Genomic DNA, 18,197 nt, shown 5'->3' with positions numbered 1-18,197 from the left:
AACTACTTATTATCAGCAAATAGCTTGTCTAGTGTCTGCTCAAACTCATGATAATTCAAGAAATCGTAGAGCTCCATACGGGTCTGCATAGTATCGACGACTTTGTCTTGAGTGCCATCATCTAATAAATGCTGATAAACGTTCAATGCCGCTTTGTTCATAGCGCGGAAAGCAGATAGTGGATATAGCACCATCTCGACACCCACACTATACAACTGGTCAGTGGTATATAGATCTGTCTGACCAAACTCTGTCATGTTTGCCAGTACTGGAATATCGAGTACATCAGTGAACTTACGATACATCTCGATATCGGTTAGCGCTTCTGCAAAGATCATATCTGCGCCAGCTTCTTGGAATGCGACGGCACGTTCAACAGCAGCGTCCAAACCTTCTACTGATAGGGCATCTGTACGAGCCATCACTACAAAGTCAGGGTCAGTTTTTGCGTCCAATGCCGCTTTTAGACGATCTACCATCTCTGATATACTAACAATTTCTTTGTTAGGGCGATGACCACAACGTTTTTGTGCCACTTGATCTTCAATATGTACTGCCGCGACGCCTGCTTTTTCCATTTTTCTGATGGTTTGGGCGATGTTAAACGCGCCACCAAAGCCCGTATCGATATCGACAAGCAGCGGGGTATCAACGGCATCGGTGATACGGCGAGCATCTTCTAGTACGTTATCAAGGCTGGTCATACCGAGATCAGGCAAGCCAAATGACGCATTGGCCACGCCAGCACCAGAGAGATACAACGCTTGATGACCAACTTGGGTCGCCATCATCGCTGTGTAGGCATTGATAGCGCCTGCAATCTGTAATGGTTGGTTGTTATCATTTTTTTGAGTGAGGGCACTGCGAAAGCGCGCGCCTGCTGAAGATGAAGTCATATGATTGTCCTTACATGGAGGGAAAATATTCTAATTGTTGTAGCTGATTATACTCAATTATTCATGCCTGAAAAGTTTGGGTTCTTAATCAGTAGTTAAAAATAATAATAACTAAATGTAGTATTTTTAACAGTATTCATAATTCAAATAGCATTATGCAATTATTGGTAATTTCTCACAATAAGTATTCATATTGCTTAAAATCACAGCTTTTAGAATCTTCTATTTTTTACATTTAGTTACAATTACTAAAAGTGTATTGTCTTATTAGTATAATTACACTCATTAAAAAGCCCCAACAGCTAGGCTATTAGGGCTTATGTTTCGCTTGAATAAGATTGTTAAGTGCTGAGTCTTAAATTAAGCAAAAAGCTTAAGCAAATAAACCTGCCATATTGGCCAAGAACAATAACGCGAAGCCTGCCAAGAATATCAAGCCTGCGATAGACAGAGCATTCATACCTGCTGACAGTTTCTTATGCTTTTTAACCAATGAGTAGTTTAACCAACCAAAAATAGGTGCAGAGACGAACGCCGATATCATGGCAAACTTAAGCATAGCGCCTAATTGTCCTGTGAAGAAAGTGATAATTACTAGCCCACCACCGATGGCATAGGTCGTCCAAAAAGCGATCTGCTTTTTATTGATTTCGTTTTCACCTTTTAGCAGGCGCCAGCATTCAGCATTAGCACGTCCGTAGCCATCAGCACAGGTGATGGTCGTGCCGAACATACACATAAAGGCGACGAAAGCGACCAGCAATCTCGACCATTCACCAATGGTTGCGGTATACATATTGATCAACTGGTTGATATAAGCACCGCCAACCAATTCAATCTCTTGTCCTGATCCGTACTGGACAAACACACCTAACGATAAGAAGAACAATGCTAATATCGCTGAAACTGCATAGCCAACATTAAAATCTAACAAGCCTTGACTATGCGTGGTGTGATCTGCTTTGACTTTGGCAGAGGTCCACATAGAGGTAATCGCAGCAAACTCAAGCGGTGCTGGCATCCAGCCCATGAGTGCTACGATGAAGCCCAACGTGGCCAGGTTCCAAGGAGAGGCCGCCACAAAATCTACTGCCATAACGGTTGGCTTGCCAGCTGCAATGATAACTGCAGCGACGGTGGCCGTGGTAAGCGCAATCATAATCCACTTAGTCACACCATCGAGCAATTTATAATGCCCTGCAATCAAAAAGAACCAAGAGACCGCGACGATAATGAGAGATAACGCCATTGTCGACAGACCAAGTGAGGCTGGCAACATAAAGCCCAAGATCACGGCGGCGATGAGTGAAACCGCACCCGTACTAATAACCGCTGACAAGATAGAAAGAATAAAATATACCCAAAGATATACCTTTGAGCGTTTGGCATAGCCTGCAATCAAACTCTCGCCAGTATCGTAGACGTAGTCAGTTGCAAAGCGAAAAAACGGGTACTTAAACACGTTGGCCAATACAATCATAATAGCCAATTGCCAGCCATAGATAGCACCCGCCTGTGTTGACGAAATCAAATGCGAACCACCAATGGCAGCAGTCGCCATCAAAATTCCTGGGCCAAAGATGCGCCAGCTAAAGCCCTCTTGTTGCGAGGCAACGCTATCGTTAGGGGCACTTGGGTTGTTGAGTTGTTGTGTGGACATGAATACCTCGAAATGGTTAAAACAGCAAATTATCACTTACCTGTGTCAGCTTGCCAATGATCAGAAAAGAACGTCCTATAAATCGTCTAAATATAAAACGATTTACATCGTATCGACTTTATCACACCAACACTGTCTAGGAGAATGATTATTCTAGTTATTATTACTATTTGTTTGCATTGCTATTCTTGTTAGTTAGCATACTTATAAAATAATATCAATATTTAAAATGAATTATTTTTGGCGGTTCTTTATAACACAATATTCAACGGATATCTGCCCATTTAGGCCTGTGACACAAAATTTTGCTGCCGATAAGTGATGCCGCGCTGCTCGTAGACGTGATAAATGGCTGTGAGCAAGTCAGGTATTTTGGGATGTACAAAGTCTTTGAGGGTGTGTAAATAAATAGGGGAGGTGACATTTTCATGAACCAAACGTTGGTAGCTGATCTGTTCCGTACGTACAGTTTGCAAGCTGGCAGGCACCAATGTAATGCCTTCGCCTGCCGCGACCAGTCCCAATGCGACCTGCAAATCGCTGACTGTCGTGGTCATAAAAGGCGAGATACCATACTGGGCAAAAAGATGTAGTAAAGGCTCAGTAATAGGCTCGCTAGATGCTGCTTCATGAGTAGCAGCACGGTTGACTCTACTTGTAGACAGCTTGTCGTTCGCTTGGGTCACTGCCTCTGTCGTCACCGTGGACGAGACTGGCAAATGTGTTTGATGGTATAAAATTAAGCGATTGTTCGCTAGGTCTATCAAGCGCTGCTTACGTACATTGGCAAGCGGGTGTGATTTTGGCAATGCCACCACGTAGCGTTCATGACGTAGCAGAATCTGCTGAATCCATGGGTCTTGATGGGCAAATCGGCCAAAACCAATATCAATCTCACCGGACTTGAGGGCATCCATTTGTTGATATGAGCTAATGTCTTTTAAATTAACATCGATATCAGGGCTGAACTGTTTAAGCGTGGCAATGATTTCAGGCAGTAGGCCATATAGCACTGAGGGCACAAAACCTATATTTAAAACGCTGCTTGGTGCTGATAGACGCTGAGTCATACTGGTCACCGTATCAATCTCGGTCAGGATAGTGCTTATTTTATCGTAGAAAAAACTGCCAGCTTCAGTCAGATGTAGTGGCCTGTGGTAGCGATCAATAAGCACCACGCCCATGTCAGTCTCTAACTGTTTTAGCAATCGACTCAGGCTTGGCTGTGACAGTCCTGTTTTGGTGGCGGCCGCGCTAAAGCTGCGCAAGTCGGCAACCGCGATAAACGCATTAAGCTGTTTTAAATCCATACTATCGAGCCTGTCATAGTCTATGCTATCTCTACATAGATCAGTTCTTAGGGTTGGTTTATCATATTATTTAGAATAGTTCTTATCAATATTAGCGTTATCCCATAAATTGTGCTTGAAGATAATAGGTCGAGCAACTATATTGTTGGCTAATAACACTGTTACACTATAGTAAGAAAATTCATTCTAGCAATCATTTAACACCAGTAGAAAAACTGGTTTGGTATTGTTCTATGAGCGACGAAAAAGAAGACGCTGGCACCGATTTTGAAGAAAAATTGGCTAGAATTATTGACCAAAAGTCGCGTAAGCGTAATAACAATGATATCTATGAACGCTTTATTAATCGAGTCCATGGCTCAGAAGAGAACGATCAGGCTGAATTTGAAACACTAGAAAGTGCAAAAAACCTTGCCGCTTTCGAACCCTTGAGCACAGAAGAGTTGCAACTGTTTGAAGATCAAAGCAGTGAGCAAGAGTTATTGCTAGAAACAGAAGATGCTACAGCAGAAAACACCACTTCTAAAGTATCAAATACAAATGTAGTATTTGAAAATATATCTGAAAATCATGTGCTGAATATCACTAATGATAGCAACAGTATTAGTATTGATGTCAATGATGTCAGTTCAAATACAGAAGCCTCAGAGTATATAGAACGCAACAATATAGATAGTAGCAATCAAACAGAGTCACCCTCTACGATTGACCATAGTGAATCTAACATAAATGATATATCGGATGATGATTCTTTAAACATCCCTTTAAAAATTGAGAATGTGTCTGAATCAGCTATCGAAGGGCCAGTCATAGACAATAAAGGGATCAAAAGCAAGAAACCAATCATGATGGCTATGGCGATTGGTTCAGTAGTATTGATTGCTATTATATTAATGCTCGTGTTTTCAGGAGTCTTATCTACTTCTGCGGTTGATAGTATAGACAATAGTACTGATAGTCATGTAGAGACAGAAAGTACACCAGCTGTTAGTGCTGATCCAGTACTGTCTACTGATAATCAAACAACTACAGATGGCGTTGACCCTGTAAGTACACAACCAGCCACTACTCAGCAAGATACTTTGGACAACAATAAACAAGACCTGCCAGCTGTTAGTGAATCAGAGTCAACTTCTGAAGCTCCTACACCAGAAAATGATGCCACTGTTATAGCTACTGAGAAAGCTGCTATAACTTATGAGGACTTTAGACAAGAGTCACAGACTACCTTGTACCGCGAAACCAATGACTAAAGGGGCTACGTTTTATACCATTTTTAACAGTTAGATAACCGTCTATCAATTTATTCGAGACGTTCGTACTAGAAATTATTGCAACACAATATAAAATTCGTATCATTATGTAAAAGGCATGGTTGTTTGCCGTTGATGATATAAATTAGATGGTACGTAACTATGAATGAATCAGAAAACGTGAATAATGATATCGAGCCAAAAAGCATCAGACCCCGTAGTCTTGTTTTTGCTATTATCAGTGTCATTTGTATTGTTCTACTATCTGCCTTCTATATGTCTAACCGTATTTCTTCCACGCTCTCTCAAGCGTCGACGACTAATAACGGTTTAAAAGTCAGCAACATGACTAAAGAGGCTAATGCTAATCAGACTGTACAACAGCATTCGAATAGCCAAAATCAACCTAGCGAACCTATAGTTATTGACGGTCATGAAGATGACACCGCCATTAGCTATCATGACTTCAAGCAAGAAGCGCAAAATGTGCTATTTCGTGAGGAAGAAAAGATCATACAAGCCAAGTACAGTGCACATGGTATAACGCCTGCTGTCAGCGCTGAAGACTTTAGAATAGAAGCACATAAAACCTTATATCGTGAATCCAGTTATTAGGGCTGCTATTAGTACTATAAGATTATGATAACTATAAGTCAGTAAGTGAATAATATTAAGCCCCATTTCTCTTCTCTCATGTTTAGAGAGGAGAAATAGGGCTTTTTTTGTGGGCTCAGTGCTCCATGCTTTGTTGTATGTCATCTGTTGCGCTTAACGCTACATCCACGAAAGCGGCAACCGTTGCACTGTGATTGGTTTGCTTGTATTGAATATGCACGGGTATGTGTGTGCTAACGTTGTTTAGCATCATAAAGTGACAGCCCTCGCTATATAGCTTGCGTACGCAGTAAGGCGCAATCGCCACGCCCAATCCTGTTGCCACTTCGGTCACCAAGGTCTGCATGTGCTTGGGTTGACTGATGATATTGGGCGAAAACCCAGCTTGTCTGCATAGCATGATGGTTTCATCAAATAGACCAACCGCTTCATCACGGTTAAAAATAATAAACTTATCATCTTTCATCTGCGCCAAATCAATGGTTGTCTGATTGGCTAATGCATGGCTCTGGTTCACAATCGCCACCAATTTGTCGATATAAATACTGTGGCTAACAAAGTCATTAGCAATAGCGCTCGGCAACGGTCTTGAGAAAGCAATATCGATGCGATCATTGTTAAACGCTTCTATCTGTTCGGTCACCGTCATCTCAAACAATGACACATGTACGTGCGGAAATTGGGCTTTATAACTGCGTACCAACGTGGCCATAAAGGTCAAACAAGCTGAGCTTAGATGCGCAATATTGAGCGTGCCTACTTGTCCGTCATGTGCCCGTTTAACTTGTGTTTTTGCTTGTTCTGCTAAGCTCAAAATAACAGCAGCGTCTTTCAATAGTTGCTCGCCAGCGGGTGTAATAGTCACCTCACGAGAAGTACGGTTAAACAGCACAACGCCTAACTCTGTCTCTAACGATGAGATATGGCGACTGATGGCAGGTTGTACGGTATACAGTTCACGCGCCGCTTCCGAAAAGCTCTGGTGCTTGGCCACTGCCATAAAGCTTTTGAGTGTTTTTATATCCATATCATTAATTCCTTTTATTAATGTCTTTCATCAAAATCTTGCTCAGTCTTGATTTTTAATCTATACGTTATTTGTATGGATTCAATCATATACTATCATTTTTGTTATGGTTTAATAGATTCTATACTTGCGGCATGATTTACTAAGCCGAACAGTTATATCCGTAATAGATATCGAATCGACTAGGGACACATATGAACCAATTAAAAACCGCAGGTAGTTTTACCTTACTGTGTATTGCCAGTTTGACCATTATGGTCGGCACGTTACTGGCACCCGGTTTGGTCAGTATTTCAGCAGGCTTGGGCATTACCGACAACAGCGTGTTATTAATCACTTTGCCGTCACTAGGCGCGGTGGTATTTGCGCCACTGGCTGGCAAGTTAATTGATAAATATGGTGCGTATAAACTCTTGATGATTGGTTTGTTTTTATACGGACTTGCAGGTGCCAGTGCTTATCTTTTACATGGGCCCGCACAGGTGTTTAGCAATCGGTTTCTATTGGGCGGTATAACGGCAGTCGTCATGGCGAGCTGTACGGTACTAATCTCTACATGGTATCAAGGGGAGGCTCGCTTGAAGATGATTGCCAAGCAAGGCATGTCCATTGAGCTGGGCGGGGTTATATTCTTATTTTTAGGTGGCTTGCTGGCCTCACAGTTTTGGGCATTACCGCTATCGATTTATTTGATTGCGTGGGTATTCTTAGCCATGCTACTACTGTTTGTACCACGGCATCATGCAACTGCTGTAAGCCATGAGCAGATTAATGAGGACGATAGTAAAACTATTATTAGTGGTCTATCTCTAAAAAATGTGTATCTTATCTCAACTTTAGCGATGACCATATTTTTCACCTCAACTGTATTATTGCCTATTACTATGCATGAGTTGAGCTATAACGAATCGCAAATTGGTCAACTGCTGGCCTTTATCTCTTTGGTGGCGGTCGTTACCGCAGGCTTTATGCCAAAAATCATCAAATGGTTAAATGAACCCAAAGTATTAGCACTGGCATTTTTAGCGTTTGCGTTGTCGTATATTTGCTTTACGCAAACCAGTGCCTTGCTATTAGCATTAGGCGCGCTATTGATCGGCATTGGCTTTGGTTTTAGTATTCCGCTGTTGAACCATATGACCGTCGAGCTAAGTGCTGCTAACGTACGTGGCCGTAACTTATCCTACTTTACGATGGCAGTGTTTTCGGGTCAGTTCTTCACATCATTTATGGAGTACATGCCAGGCGGCGCGCACAACGTGTTTATTATGTGTAGCGTGTTCAGCGTCATCATCAGCTTGGTGTTATTTGTGAAAGGTCGTAAAGCTGCTTGATAGAGCGCTTGTATTTTTCATAAGGGAACATGAAGGGAAGCAGCTTAGAGTCATCAACAGACACCGAGGCCAAGTACTGTGGGTCGTGTTAAGCCAGTTGCTTTTTGAGCGTTTGCAAACGGCTTTTGAACTCTGAGCGGTCAACATAACAGCCTTTGAGACGACGCTCACCGACGTTTTCATCAAATGCGTTACGCCCATGCAGGACTCGGCGGTTATCAAAAACGACCATTTGACCCGCTGCTAGTTTTAACTCAATCTTATAGCGAGCGTCTTTTAGTCGAGCCATCAGCTCTCGATAAGCAAGGTAGTAGTCGTACATAACGTCACTTGGCAAATCAAAAACATCTGCAAGATGCGCGTTGTATTTGATTTCCACAATATTGCCAAAGTTGTCTAGATTGATGACAGGGTGGTGCTCACGGATATCATGGGCGCTGTCATGAAAACGAAAGGGGATGGCATATTCGGCCAGCAAGCGAAAATACTCCGGCTGCTCTTCTCGTAAACCTTCTAACACCTTTAATCCATCCACGAAAGTAGATTCGCCACCTATGCTTTCATTACTCAAAAAATGCAAAAATTGATAGCCTGGAGGCAGTTCCTGATTGGGCAAGTCGGTATGCAACGGTAATGAGAGCGAGGTATAAGCTAAATTGATCGGCGACTTCTCTGATATCACATCAAAGGTCATACCGAAATTAGTCTGCCGCAGATAATCAACTCGCATGGCGGTCTGTATGCCAGCATCAGAGTCGTCTGGCATATTATCAATGATGGTAAGCCCATATTTATCTAGCGCACTCATCCACTCATATAAAGCGCTGTCACTGGTCATGATGCTCTGCTGGTCATACATGGGAATGTGGACAATAAACGTGCTATCCCAGCTTTCATAAGGACTGCTATGATCCTTGGCCAATGCACTAGAATACCCAAACTCACGTAACCAACTCTGATCAAAGTGGCTGATATGCGCCTGTTCTGACCATTCAATCGTTAGCGTTGTCTCATCAAAAGAGACAGAGAGTGGATGGATATCTTTTGAGACACTCAGCAAATCAAAGCTACGCTCGCCAGTGTGCGGATGAAAAGCCGATGGGCAGTTATCACGCAGCCAGATATAGTGATACGTACTGTCGATACCATCATTCCAGCATATTTGAATGGCGCGATCAATGAGCGCAACGGATTCTATTTGATAGTCAGTTGCTACTGCGATGTCTAGAGATGGTGTTGATTGAGGCGTTTCCATTGGAGCAGACCCTACATATACATGAAGTAAAAATATATTTTACGGTATCTTGTTCGGATCGGTTATTCAAACAATGAATTACGAATCACCTAATAGGCAATATCAATCAACGCAGTACTAAACTGCGATTGATATCTGGCGAGATATTTTTTTAAGGGTTTTGAATAATATTAAGGCTTCGCGAACGAAGCCCTAATATTTGCGACAATTGGTATAAGCTTTTTATTTATCCGAAAGCTAATTATCGAAAATCTACCCTAACCAGTATTTCGTAACCCTGCAGCCAGCGCATTGATACTACGGATCAATGGATCTTCTACATTAAGGTCGCCATGTGCCGAATCGTTCGGGGTGTCCTGTTGTCTGGCACGCTTTAACAGTTCAATCTGGATATAGTTAATAGGATCTAGATAAGCGTCTCGCCACTGCAGGGATGAGGCAAGGTTTTGCTGATTGGATAATAAAGAGTCTTGCTCAAGCAGAGAGTTGAGACCCGAATTGGTCAGCGTGTATTCATCGGTGACCGCTGTCATGATCTGCTCACGCAGAGCCTCATCGTCACATAGTTGGCTATAGGCCTCGGCAATATTCATATTGGCTTTGGTAAAAGCCATCTCGATATTACTGATAAATACGCTAAAGAAAGGCCAGTGCTTATTCATCTCTTTCATTAATGCTTCGTTTTTTTTGACGCTATCTAGCGCACTACCGACGCCATACCAAGCAGGTAAGGTAAAGCGTGCCAGTGACCAGCCAAATACCCAAGGAATCGCTCGCAAGGTGGTCTTACTTGGTAGGCCTTTTTTGCGATGGGCTGGACGTGAGCCAATGTTTAACAGAGATATTTCTTGTACTGGGGTGACCTCGGAGTAGAATTTATAAAACCCTTCGGTATGATCGGTCAGCTCGCGATAACGTTGTTCACCCGCGTCTGCTAAGCGTGCAAACAGCGCTTCATACTCTGGCAACTCAGTCGGTTGTACCACAAACCTTGTAGAGCAGGCTTTTAGCGTACCCGTGATCGCCATGGTCAGCTCAAACACAGCGGTATCTGTATTGGCATACTTGGCATAGAGCACTTCTCCTTGCTCAGTTACCTTAATCTGCCCATGCAGCGTGCCTGCTGGCTGTGCCGCAATGGCTTTGTGCGTTGATCCACCACCACGGCTCACAGATCCACCGCGACCATGGAACAGTCGTGTCTTAATGCCATATTGCTCAGCGATATGGTTGATGGTTTGCTGTGCACTATAAAGCTGCCACGCCGAGGTGATGATACCGCCATCTTTCGATGAGTCCGAATAACCCAGCATGATCTCTTGCGTATTATCAGTATTCTGTAGCAGTCCACGATACAGCGGATTGTCCAATACAGCAGGCAAGATTTTATCGATATTTTTGAGATCTTCGATGGTCTCAAATAACGGTGCGACAGGTAAGTCAGCAGACAACTGACCTTCGTCATCAATTCTGCATAAGCCTGCAAACCGCATAAGCAGCAATACTTCTAGTAGCTGGCTAGCATTATTGGTCATCGAGATCACATAGCTACCAAAAGTAGCCTGACCCACCAGTTTGCGTAGAGTAGCGACCGAATTCATCAGTGACAATTGCTCACGCGTTTTGTCTGTCAGGTTATCAGTATAGATAAGCGGCGTGCCTGGTTTTTCTAGCAAGCGCGTCAACCACTCTTGACGTTCGGTTTCGCTTAGCGTCTGATAATCAGGCAGGTTGGAGGCACTAGCAAAGATATCGGCAATCACTTCGCCATGGTATGACGACTCTTGACGGATATCGAGCGCTGCCAAATGAAAGCCGCAAGTTTTGACCAAACGAATCACATCGAGTAGTAACCCATCGCTGTGTGCCGTATCGTGTGTATTGACACTTTGACGGATAATGCGCAGGTCTTCTAGTAATTCTTCTGGATTGGCATAGGCATCTTTTTCAGCTTCGATATCCGTACCTTTACTTTGGATGCGGCGATTGGTGGCTTTGACTTTAGTCAGGATGATAGAGAGCAGGCGACGATATGGCTCATTGCCATAGTCATCGAGGTTATAGTCAAACACACGCTGATCGAGCTCATCATAACTTTTGATTTTGGCATATACGTCAGGTGAAACGGTGACAATAGTGTCACTATGAATCAGCTGGCGGCGCAGTTTTTTGAGTAGCACTTGATAGTGACGCAGCACGGTATCAGCATGCATCAATACGGCAAGTTCTGTGGTCTCAAAAGTCACAAAAGGATTGCCATCTCTATCACCACCAATCCATGACCCAAAGCTCATAAACGCAGGCAGTGGATAGTCTGTGAGCTCTGGATAGATGTCGACAATGGCTTTTTTGATATTACGATACACTTTAGGAATGGCATTGAACAAACTGGCATTAAAGTAATGCAAGCCATTGTTAATCTCATCATATACCAACGGCTTACGGGTGCGCACTTCGTCAGACGACCATAATAGATCAATCGTTTGCGCAGTTTGTTCTTTAGCTTGCTCGTAGGCGAAGCTGTTTTCAGACACGTTATTTAAAGCATCACTATGTGTGAATAGACTTTGTAAGATATTCATCGTAGTACGGCGACGCGCTTCGGTAGGATGCGCCGTAAATACAGGTGTAAACTTTAGCTGATCAATCAGCTCTTGCATTTGGGCAGGTTCAATATTGCGCTCGCGGCATTCAAGTAAGGTACGACGAAATGATCCTTCCCAGCTTTGCTCAGACTGCATACGCAGCTCATGACGCTGCTCACGCAAGTAATTCTCTTCGCTTAGATTGGCTAGGAAAAAATAGATAGAAAAGCCGCGTATGACGTTTTTTAAGGTTTGATTATCCAAAGAAGCAATAAAATCGATAAGCTGCTGTTTATGTACCTCATTCGGCTCACGGCGCTGTTGAATAAAGCCTTTACGCAGCTTCTCAATCGTATCTAGCGTCTGCTCACCAGATTGGCGAGAAATAGCATCACCTAATAATGAACCCAACAAGCTGGTGCGTTTACGTAGTACGTTGTTATCTAGTGTCATCTTCAACCTTCCTATCAAATGAGTGGATACAATACTATGGTTATCTTATACGTAATATCCTTATGGTTTTTTGCAATTTAACATAAATAGGTGAGGCCTGCTTGATGTTGATAGCAACTTTTTTTGCTAATTAACCTTTATGACGCTATTGCTTATGTTTGGCTTATTCTGTTTTTCAGCAGTTATTAGACAAAACTTATATAGATTATTTCTCTAACGACTCCGAAGATTATCTATATGATCTGCCCAATCTTGCATCATCTGTACCCTAGTATCGATTTCATCGAGTCTGTTGTAAGCCCCGCCATGTGTGTCTTTGATTCGATGACCTAGCTGTAACTCTGTGACGATGTCAGAATAGCGTAGCTCAGGCTGCTCCATGAGCAAAGTTTTAGCGGATGCTCGAAATCCATGCGCACACTGCACATCTTTGTATCCAAGCCGGTGGAATATCTGTACCAACGTCGCTTTACTAATATAAGCATTGCTTGAACCGCGTATCGAGGCAAATACATATTCCTTATGCCCAGTAATTGACTGGATGTTTCGTAATCGCGAAATTACTTGCGTGGCTAAAGGAACAACTAAGTGCGAGACCATATCGTCACGACCTTCGCCTTTGGTCGGGGAGAATGCCCATGTATTATTGTCCCAATCGATGTCATTCCAACGCATTGAGCGCAGATCGATGCTACGTACAAACACGTAAGGTAATAAGTTCATTGCCTCTAATGTGATCTTACTTGCACCTCTAAAATCAGACATATCCTTTAAGAGGGTCGCAAATTGATCTGGTTTGGTGATGGCTGGCAAGTGATTGCCTGAATTGGCAGGTGCAAGCTCACCACGGGTATCAATTGCCACATTTCTATCGCACAACCCTCGAGCAACAGCGAATGAAAACACTTTTTCAGTATATAAACGAGTGCTCGCACCAACGAAAGTCGCTTGATTATCATTATTCTGAATCGACTCACACACACTCAGTATCATCTCGCTGGTGATATCGTCCATTCTTAAATCACCAATTTCTTGGCACATATATCCTAGACATAAATCCCAAAACTTGAGGGTTGACTCACTGTATGACGGTTTTTTAGATTTACTTTGATTGCGACCTGCTGTTTTGTGTTCTCGCCATGCTTGAGCAATCTCAGAAAATGGTGCATTTTTTAGATGAGTATATTTATTGGTTTGTTCTTTTTGCTGGATAGCTTTTGGGTCAGAGCCTTTGGCAACCATATCAAGAATGGTGTCTGCTTTATACTTAACCTCATGGAGACTGATATCCTCAATCTTACCCAACATCATCCTAGGGCGTTTGCCCTCGATATGCGGATGGGAATAACGTAAGTAGTATTCCTTTTTGCCATTTGGATAAATACGCAGACTTAGGCCAGCCACACCTGAGATACTGACAAAATAATCTTTGTCTCGGCATTCGAGCTTATTGATATCGTTTGCAGTGTCGATAGCCATAATGTATATCCGTCATATGATAATTAAGGTTAATGATAGGTTTATGATTGATGACTTATAAAAAGTCTATTCTGTAGAAAAACATAGAAGTATTGGACACTGTCATGGACACTGGTATTCATTAGTGTTTTTAGTAAAACCTTATAGAGTAATAGTTTTAACACTTAATTATCCCCAAGGTTCACTTGGGGATAATTATAGCATAGTGACCAAATATTGAGTAGGCCATACGCAGAGAGGGTTACACGGCATTTTTACCAGTTATTTCGATACATAATTAAATGCGATTATGGTGTCCATGAGTGATTCGGCAAGGAGTTAAGCATGTTTTCCACCAAATACATGCTCCTGTACTCGCACAGAATATAAAAATCAGGGTCATAGTACTGTTCTGTGCAAATTTAGAATGCACTAATTTTGAGGGAGATATAGAAAATATATAACGAAAGGCTGAATATATTAAAAAATATCAATAGATAGCTTATTCATCTTAAAAATGGCTTGGTAACAATAAACAGAGGACTGCTGTTTGTGGGTAGATAAAATTTATCGCGGCGCAAAAGAAAATAGCGTCAGCTTTAATACATAGACAATTTTACTATCAATCTAAATTTAAAAGGTTATACGTGATGACTTGGGTATAGCGTTTGAAGGCTAGATAAGATTAGAAATATTCGAAGGAGTTATACCGTTTGGCTGAGTTTTTGCAATTAAATCTGGGTTGGTGATATTAGAGGGTATCTAACCATACAAATGATGGTTATCAGAAATAGGCGATTAGCATATCTATATTAAGGATTTAACCAGCGGGCATAGATAATAGATAAGCTATCGCAGACGAATAGCCATGATCATATCGAATAAAAAACTAATGACGCATTTGGACATAGCCATTAGTATTTTAGCGAAGCATAGAACATTAATGGCTAATAAATCGTTAGGTGACCGATGTAATAATATGCCTGTGAGAGATGCTTAGAAGTAAAACTGATCAAGCGTAAAATATCACCCAAAAGATTCGGTTTAATTAACAGGACAGAGTTAGTCGGTGAGAGCTAAACAGTTTAATAGAATGTTTATACCTAGCAGTATCAGAAATCCATGATCGTCATAATTCTATAGTTAGTAAGGCTTAAACCTACAACCTAATAGCCTTCATTTAACTTATGCGTACCTAAAGTTAGGTTCACGAGTTAGAATAGGTAATTGTGTAGTAAAAACAATACCCTGTAGTTCAGAGAAAAACAAATGGTTCATGAACCTTAATGTGTAACATATCCTAAGTGCAACAACCTTCATTTAAACTGTTGGGATTCTTAACTGAGACACCTATAGGTTTTAGTATTAAAAGTAAAATCATCAAGCTACTACGACTGGACAAATCGTCACATTAGTGAGCAGTAGTCCCATCGTAATTAGATTTGATTAATGATTAGAGTAGCTCATGATGAGACGAGTCAGTGCTATGGCGCATATTCATAATTAGTCCGATATTTTTACATATTAGAGATATGAACGATAGTCAGCACCTTTGATATAGTCGATATTCTGTAAATAAGGTCTGGACTAAAACTTTTTTACCCTAATATTCATAGGGACTTCATTCAGTTTTCTTGTATTCAAGCTATATTGAGCCAAATATAGGATGAACTGAACCACTAATGAGAAGGTTTAGACTCTATACATGATTGATTGTAGGGCTCCTATACTTTTCAAGTCTTGGATTCTACAATATGTAAAGCATCCATATACATTACATATTAAATCGAATGAGTCCGCTATTCTTACATGTTACATATATTAATTTCAATAGATTCAATTACTTATAAAAAATCCCATAATTATTTTAGGAATGTAGTACAAGCTATTAGTTAGCTTTGTAATAAAGATCACATAGTTCCATGATGCGTAACGCAACAGATAAGCTAGTTCAGCAGTTTGTTATAAGTAGTTGAGCCCATCCCAGATTCTGTGTAACTGCCATTTAGATTAAATGCTTGCTGATACGATCATCAAACATAATCATAAAGCGATTTAAAGCAGACGTCCAGTTACGAATGGGCATCGACCATTTTTTGGATGCTTGCTGGGTGGCTAGATAGACTACCTTGAAGGCGGCTTGATCAGAGGGGAACACCTTACTCTTATTCACCGCTGTCCGAATCACACTGTTCAATGATTCAATAGCATTGGTGGTATAACCTCTACCATGTCAAGGTAGGTCAACGAACCTGTAAGAAATTACATTATCTTGTATACACTGATTTCATTGACTTTAAGATACTATAGAGATAAATAATTAAGATGTAAATTATTATACAATAAAATTTAACTCGTATTTAGGCACTATACTTTTATAGTATTTTTACCTCTACTCAATCATTGCTTATAATAAAAAGCCGCGTATTCTTATTGAAAATTTCTCTTTATTGCGTCTATTATTAATATCACTTCTCTAGTTTTAAAGTTCGCGGGTGCTGTTTCTATTGCTTATTCTCTGCATAATATAAGGAGGTTAATAGCTTTATCTCTGCATATCTTTGAGGAAAATATAAAGCATATTGCCTATATTCATGAGCATTCAAATTGGACTGAATGGCAATGGTCGGACAAAAAGCTATTGCCAATCTTCAGTCGAGTACGGATATTACAAGGTCGTTTACTAGGAAAGCTGCTAACACTAGGATTCGATCTGAATGTTGAGGCACAATTAGATGCGGTGACTTTAGAGATTATTAAAACTATCTGAGATAGAAGGTGAGACTCTAAATGATGAGCAGGTTCGTTCCTCAGTTGTGCGGCACTTATGGTTAGATAAGGCCAGTATGCCAACGACTACTCGTGAGATCTATTGATTCGATGATGCTAATGGGAGATTTACCTGACTTGCTATGACAGAGAGAGTATTAATGCAAAGCTATAGTAGAGCCCAGCATCTTTATAGTATGTAAGCGTAGGATTCTTAGATAGCCTAATGATTACTGTGAAATTATAGACGTGTAAAAAATGAGCTATATTGAAAAGACTGTAATAGAGATGGCTTGGCCTTGATCATTGAAATATGTAATTGAAGTCTCTCAAGTTTATCTCTACGGTTTCTTCAGCATAGCTCAAACCTTATTATCGACGTACGTCTTTAGGCGCATCTCCATTGGGCCAGTCTTTATCTTTATTAGCTTTTACAGGGCGTGGTAAGTGAGTAAAGTAACTAGCAATATCGACTGCTTCTTGATCGCTAAGAGAGTTACCTTGTCCAAAAGGCATCTTACCTTTGATAAAAGCAGCTGCTGTGTATGTTCGTGCCATACCTGCGCCATCGTTAAAAGACTTTTCTCCAGCTACCGCTGGATAAACGTAAGAACCATCGTCATTATATTGACCTTCACCATTCTCACCATGACAAACACTACATTTTTCAGCGAATAATTTTTTGCCATTATCTGTGTCAGGCTCCAAATTTTTATCTATTTTTACAAAGCCGCGACCTTCGGGTGAGACACCGTATGGCAAGTCTTGTGATAGCCAGCTCATATAAGACACCATTGCATTCATATCATCTGAACCTAGATCAAGCGCTTTGCCGTTCATTGAGCGTTCAAAACATCCGTTAATACGCTCTTGAATTGAGTTGACACGACCACCACGACTACGGTAAATAGGATAGATACCTGGCATACCATTCCAAGGAGCAGCGTAAGCTTCTGAGCCATTACCTAAATGACAGCTAGTACAATTTAATTGGTTGCCAACATTGTCGGGCAACTCTTTATAAGTATGATTAGCAATTTGCAAGCCGCGACGCACAGCTGCGCCAAACTCGTCATCTGGAATAGTAGACTCGTCAGGCATACTAACAGTCAATTTAGCGCTTGGATTTGAGGCCATATCTTCCTTAATTGCTGCAGCTTGTGACTCAAGTGATTTAACTCGTGCTAAAGCTTCAGCTTCTTCCACTCTGTCAACCGCTTTAACCTCTGTTTCACTACATGCTGTTATGCTTACTGCACTAATAGTTAAAGCGGTAGCCATCAAATAAGAAGTATGATTAATTTTAAATAATTTCTTCACTGGAATATCCTTATTATAAAATATAATATCCGATTTTATATCTATATGTTAAATTGCCGAACATACTGATAGTATTGTGTCTAATTTTAGGGATAAGTCAATTAGTTAAAAACTTCTTAACCTATAGTCAGCCATGCGGTATCTGTCCAAATGAATTAATAGAAATCAATACCTTCATTTGCCATAGTTATTGGTATGTCCGCTTCAAGACATGTCTCATAAACTCCAGCAATTGAGGCCACTTGCGTATAGCCAAGTTCTG

General features: G+C 41.2%; 13 protein-coding genes and 1 pseudogene. 5 read left to right on the top strand and 9 right to left on the bottom strand.

Going from position 1 to position 18,197, the window contains the following annotated elements; genetic code table 11:
- Nucleotides 1-2 precede the first annotated feature (2 nt).
- The 3 genes from prpB to Q0788_RS08995 all read right to left on the bottom strand — a co-directional run bounded on the left by prpB (nucleotide 3) and on the right by Q0788_RS08995 (nucleotide 3,866).
- Complete coding sequence (gene prpB, locus Q0788_RS09005) at nucleotides 3-896, bottom strand: methylisocitrate lyase (RefSeq protein ID WP_114700000.1); 894 nt, start codon at nucleotides 894-896, stop codon at nucleotides 3-5.
- Between the two features lie 373 nt (nucleotides 897-1,269).
- Nucleotides 1,270-2,457: a divalent metal cation transporter gene (locus Q0788_RS09000; RefSeq protein ID WP_298810078.1), complete on the bottom strand. Its 1,188-nt coding sequence runs from the start codon at nucleotides 2,455-2,457 to the stop codon at nucleotides 1,270-1,272.
- Nucleotides 2,458-2,840: 383 nt separating this feature from the next.
- On the bottom strand, nucleotides 2,841-3,866 hold the full coding sequence (locus Q0788_RS08995) for a LysR family transcriptional regulator (protein WP_298809819.1): 1,026 nt from the start codon (nucleotides 3,864-3,866) through the stop codon (nucleotides 2,841-2,843).
- Nucleotides 3,867-4,099: 233 nt separating this feature from the next.
- On the opposite strand from Q0788_RS08995, the gene Q0788_RS08990 reads away from it, so the two are divergent.
- Both Q0788_RS08990 and Q0788_RS08985 read left to right on the top strand, forming a co-directional pair.
- A complete protein-coding gene (locus tag Q0788_RS08990) occupies nucleotides 4,100-5,119 on the top strand; it encodes a hypothetical protein (RefSeq protein ID WP_298809817.1) in 1,020 nt (339 codons plus the stop codon).
- Between the two features lie 162 nt (nucleotides 5,120-5,281).
- Entirely contained in the window at nucleotides 5,282-5,734 is a 453-nt protein-coding gene (locus Q0788_RS08985; RefSeq protein WP_298809816.1) for a hypothetical protein, read from the top strand.
- A gap of 115 nt (nucleotides 5,735-5,849) precedes the next feature.
- On the opposite strand, the gene Q0788_RS08980 is transcribed toward Q0788_RS08985, so the two are convergent.
- A complete protein-coding gene (locus tag Q0788_RS08980) occupies nucleotides 5,850-6,761 on the bottom strand; it encodes a LysR family transcriptional regulator (RefSeq protein ID WP_298809815.1) in 912 nt (303 codons plus the stop codon).
- 194 nt (nucleotides 6,762-6,955) lie between these two features.
- Here Q0788_RS08980 and Q0788_RS08975 point away from each other — a divergent pair, with 194 nt between their 5' ends.
- Entirely contained in the window at nucleotides 6,956-8,095 is a 1,140-nt protein-coding gene (locus Q0788_RS08975; protein ID WP_298809812.1) for an MFS transporter, read from the top strand.
- An 88-nt stretch (nucleotides 8,096-8,183) separates the two neighbouring features.
- Here Q0788_RS08975 and Q0788_RS08970 read toward each other — a convergent pair whose 3' ends face one another.
- The 4 genes and pseudogenes from Q0788_RS08970 to Q0788_RS08955 all read right to left on the bottom strand — a co-directional run.
- A complete protein-coding gene (locus tag Q0788_RS08970) occupies nucleotides 8,184-9,350 on the bottom strand; it encodes a TauD/TfdA family dioxygenase (protein ID WP_298809809.1) in 1,167 nt (388 codons plus the stop codon).
- A 257-nt stretch (nucleotides 9,351-9,607) separates the two neighbouring features.
- Entirely contained in the window at nucleotides 9,608-12,388 is a 2,781-nt protein-coding gene (gene ppc, locus Q0788_RS08965) for a phosphoenolpyruvate carboxylase (RefSeq protein ID WP_298809806.1), read from the bottom strand.
- 213 nt (nucleotides 12,389-12,601) lie between these two features.
- Nucleotides 12,602-13,867 (bottom strand): integrase arm-type DNA-binding domain-containing protein, encoded by a 1,266-nt coding sequence (locus tag Q0788_RS08960; protein WP_298809803.1) that lies wholly within the window; start codon nucleotides 13,865-13,867, stop codon nucleotides 12,602-12,604.
- Nucleotides 13,868-15,851: 1,984 nt separating this feature from the next.
- Nucleotides 15,852-16,067 (bottom strand): annotated as a pseudogene (locus Q0788_RS08955) (transposase); the annotation flags it as partial.
- A 420-nt stretch (nucleotides 16,068-16,487) separates the two neighbouring features.
- Between Q0788_RS08955 and Q0788_RS08950 the strand changes: the two are divergent.
- Together Q0788_RS08950 and Q0788_RS08945 are read left to right on the top strand one after the other, a co-directional pair.
- Nucleotides 16,488-16,616, top strand: coding sequence for a DUF4172 domain-containing protein (locus Q0788_RS08950; RefSeq protein WP_298809800.1), 129 nt, complete (start codon nucleotides 16,488-16,490; stop codon nucleotides 16,614-16,616).
- A gap of 1 nt (nucleotide 16,617) precedes the next feature.
- Complete coding sequence (locus Q0788_RS08945) at nucleotides 16,618-16,722, top strand: DUF4172 domain-containing protein (RefSeq protein ID WP_265089195.1); 105 nt, start codon at nucleotides 16,618-16,620, stop codon at nucleotides 16,720-16,722.
- Nucleotides 16,723-16,987: 265 nt separating this feature from the next.
- Here Q0788_RS08945 and Q0788_RS08940 read toward each other — a convergent pair whose 3' ends face one another.
- Complete coding sequence (locus Q0788_RS08940; RefSeq protein ID WP_227679371.1) at nucleotides 16,988-17,935, bottom strand: c-type cytochrome; 948 nt, start codon at nucleotides 17,933-17,935, stop codon at nucleotides 16,988-16,990.
- Nucleotides 17,936-18,197 lie beyond the last annotated feature (262 nt).

This window comes from uncultured Psychrobacter sp. (genome assembly GCF_947500265.1).
Classification (GTDB): Bacteria; Pseudomonadota; Gammaproteobacteria; order Pseudomonadales; family Moraxellaceae; genus Psychrobacter.
Note: the sequence above shows the minus strand (reverse complement) of the source record. Positions and strands in the feature narration are given on the sequence as shown.

Coding starts and splice junctions, on each gene's coding strand:
- Q0788_RS08960 (WP_298809803.1), bottom strand. CDS start 13,867: ATGGCTATCGACACTGCAAACGATATCAATAAGCTCGAATGCCGAGAC.
- Q0788_RS08995 (WP_298809819.1), bottom strand. CDS start 3,866: ATGGATTTAAAACAGCTTAATGCGTTTATCGCGGTTGCCGACTTGCGC.
- Q0788_RS08970 (WP_298809809.1), bottom strand. CDS start 9,350: ATGGAAACGCCTCAATCAACACCATCTCTAGACATCGCAGTAGCAACT.
- prpB (WP_114700000.1), bottom strand. CDS start 896: ATGACTTCATCTTCAGCAGGCGCGCGCTTTCGCAGTGCCCTCACTCAA.
- Q0788_RS08985 (WP_298809816.1), top strand. CDS start 5,282: ATGAATGAATCAGAAAACGTGAATAATGATATCGAGCCAAAAAGCATC.
- Q0788_RS08975 (WP_298809812.1), top strand. CDS start 6,956: ATGAACCAATTAAAAACCGCAGGTAGTTTTACCTTACTGTGTATTGCC.
- ppc (WP_298809806.1), bottom strand. CDS start 12,388: ATGACACTAGATAACAACGTACTACGTAAACGCACCAGCTTGTTGGGT.
- Q0788_RS08990 (WP_298809817.1), top strand. CDS start 4,100: ATGAGCGACGAAAAAGAAGACGCTGGCACCGATTTTGAAGAAAAATTG.
- Q0788_RS08980 (WP_298809815.1), bottom strand. CDS start 6,761: ATGGATATAAAAACACTCAAAAGCTTTATGGCAGTGGCCAAGCACCAG.
- Q0788_RS09000 (WP_298810078.1), bottom strand. CDS start 2,457: ATGGCGACTGCTGCCATTGGTGGTTCGCATTTGATTTCGTCAACACAG.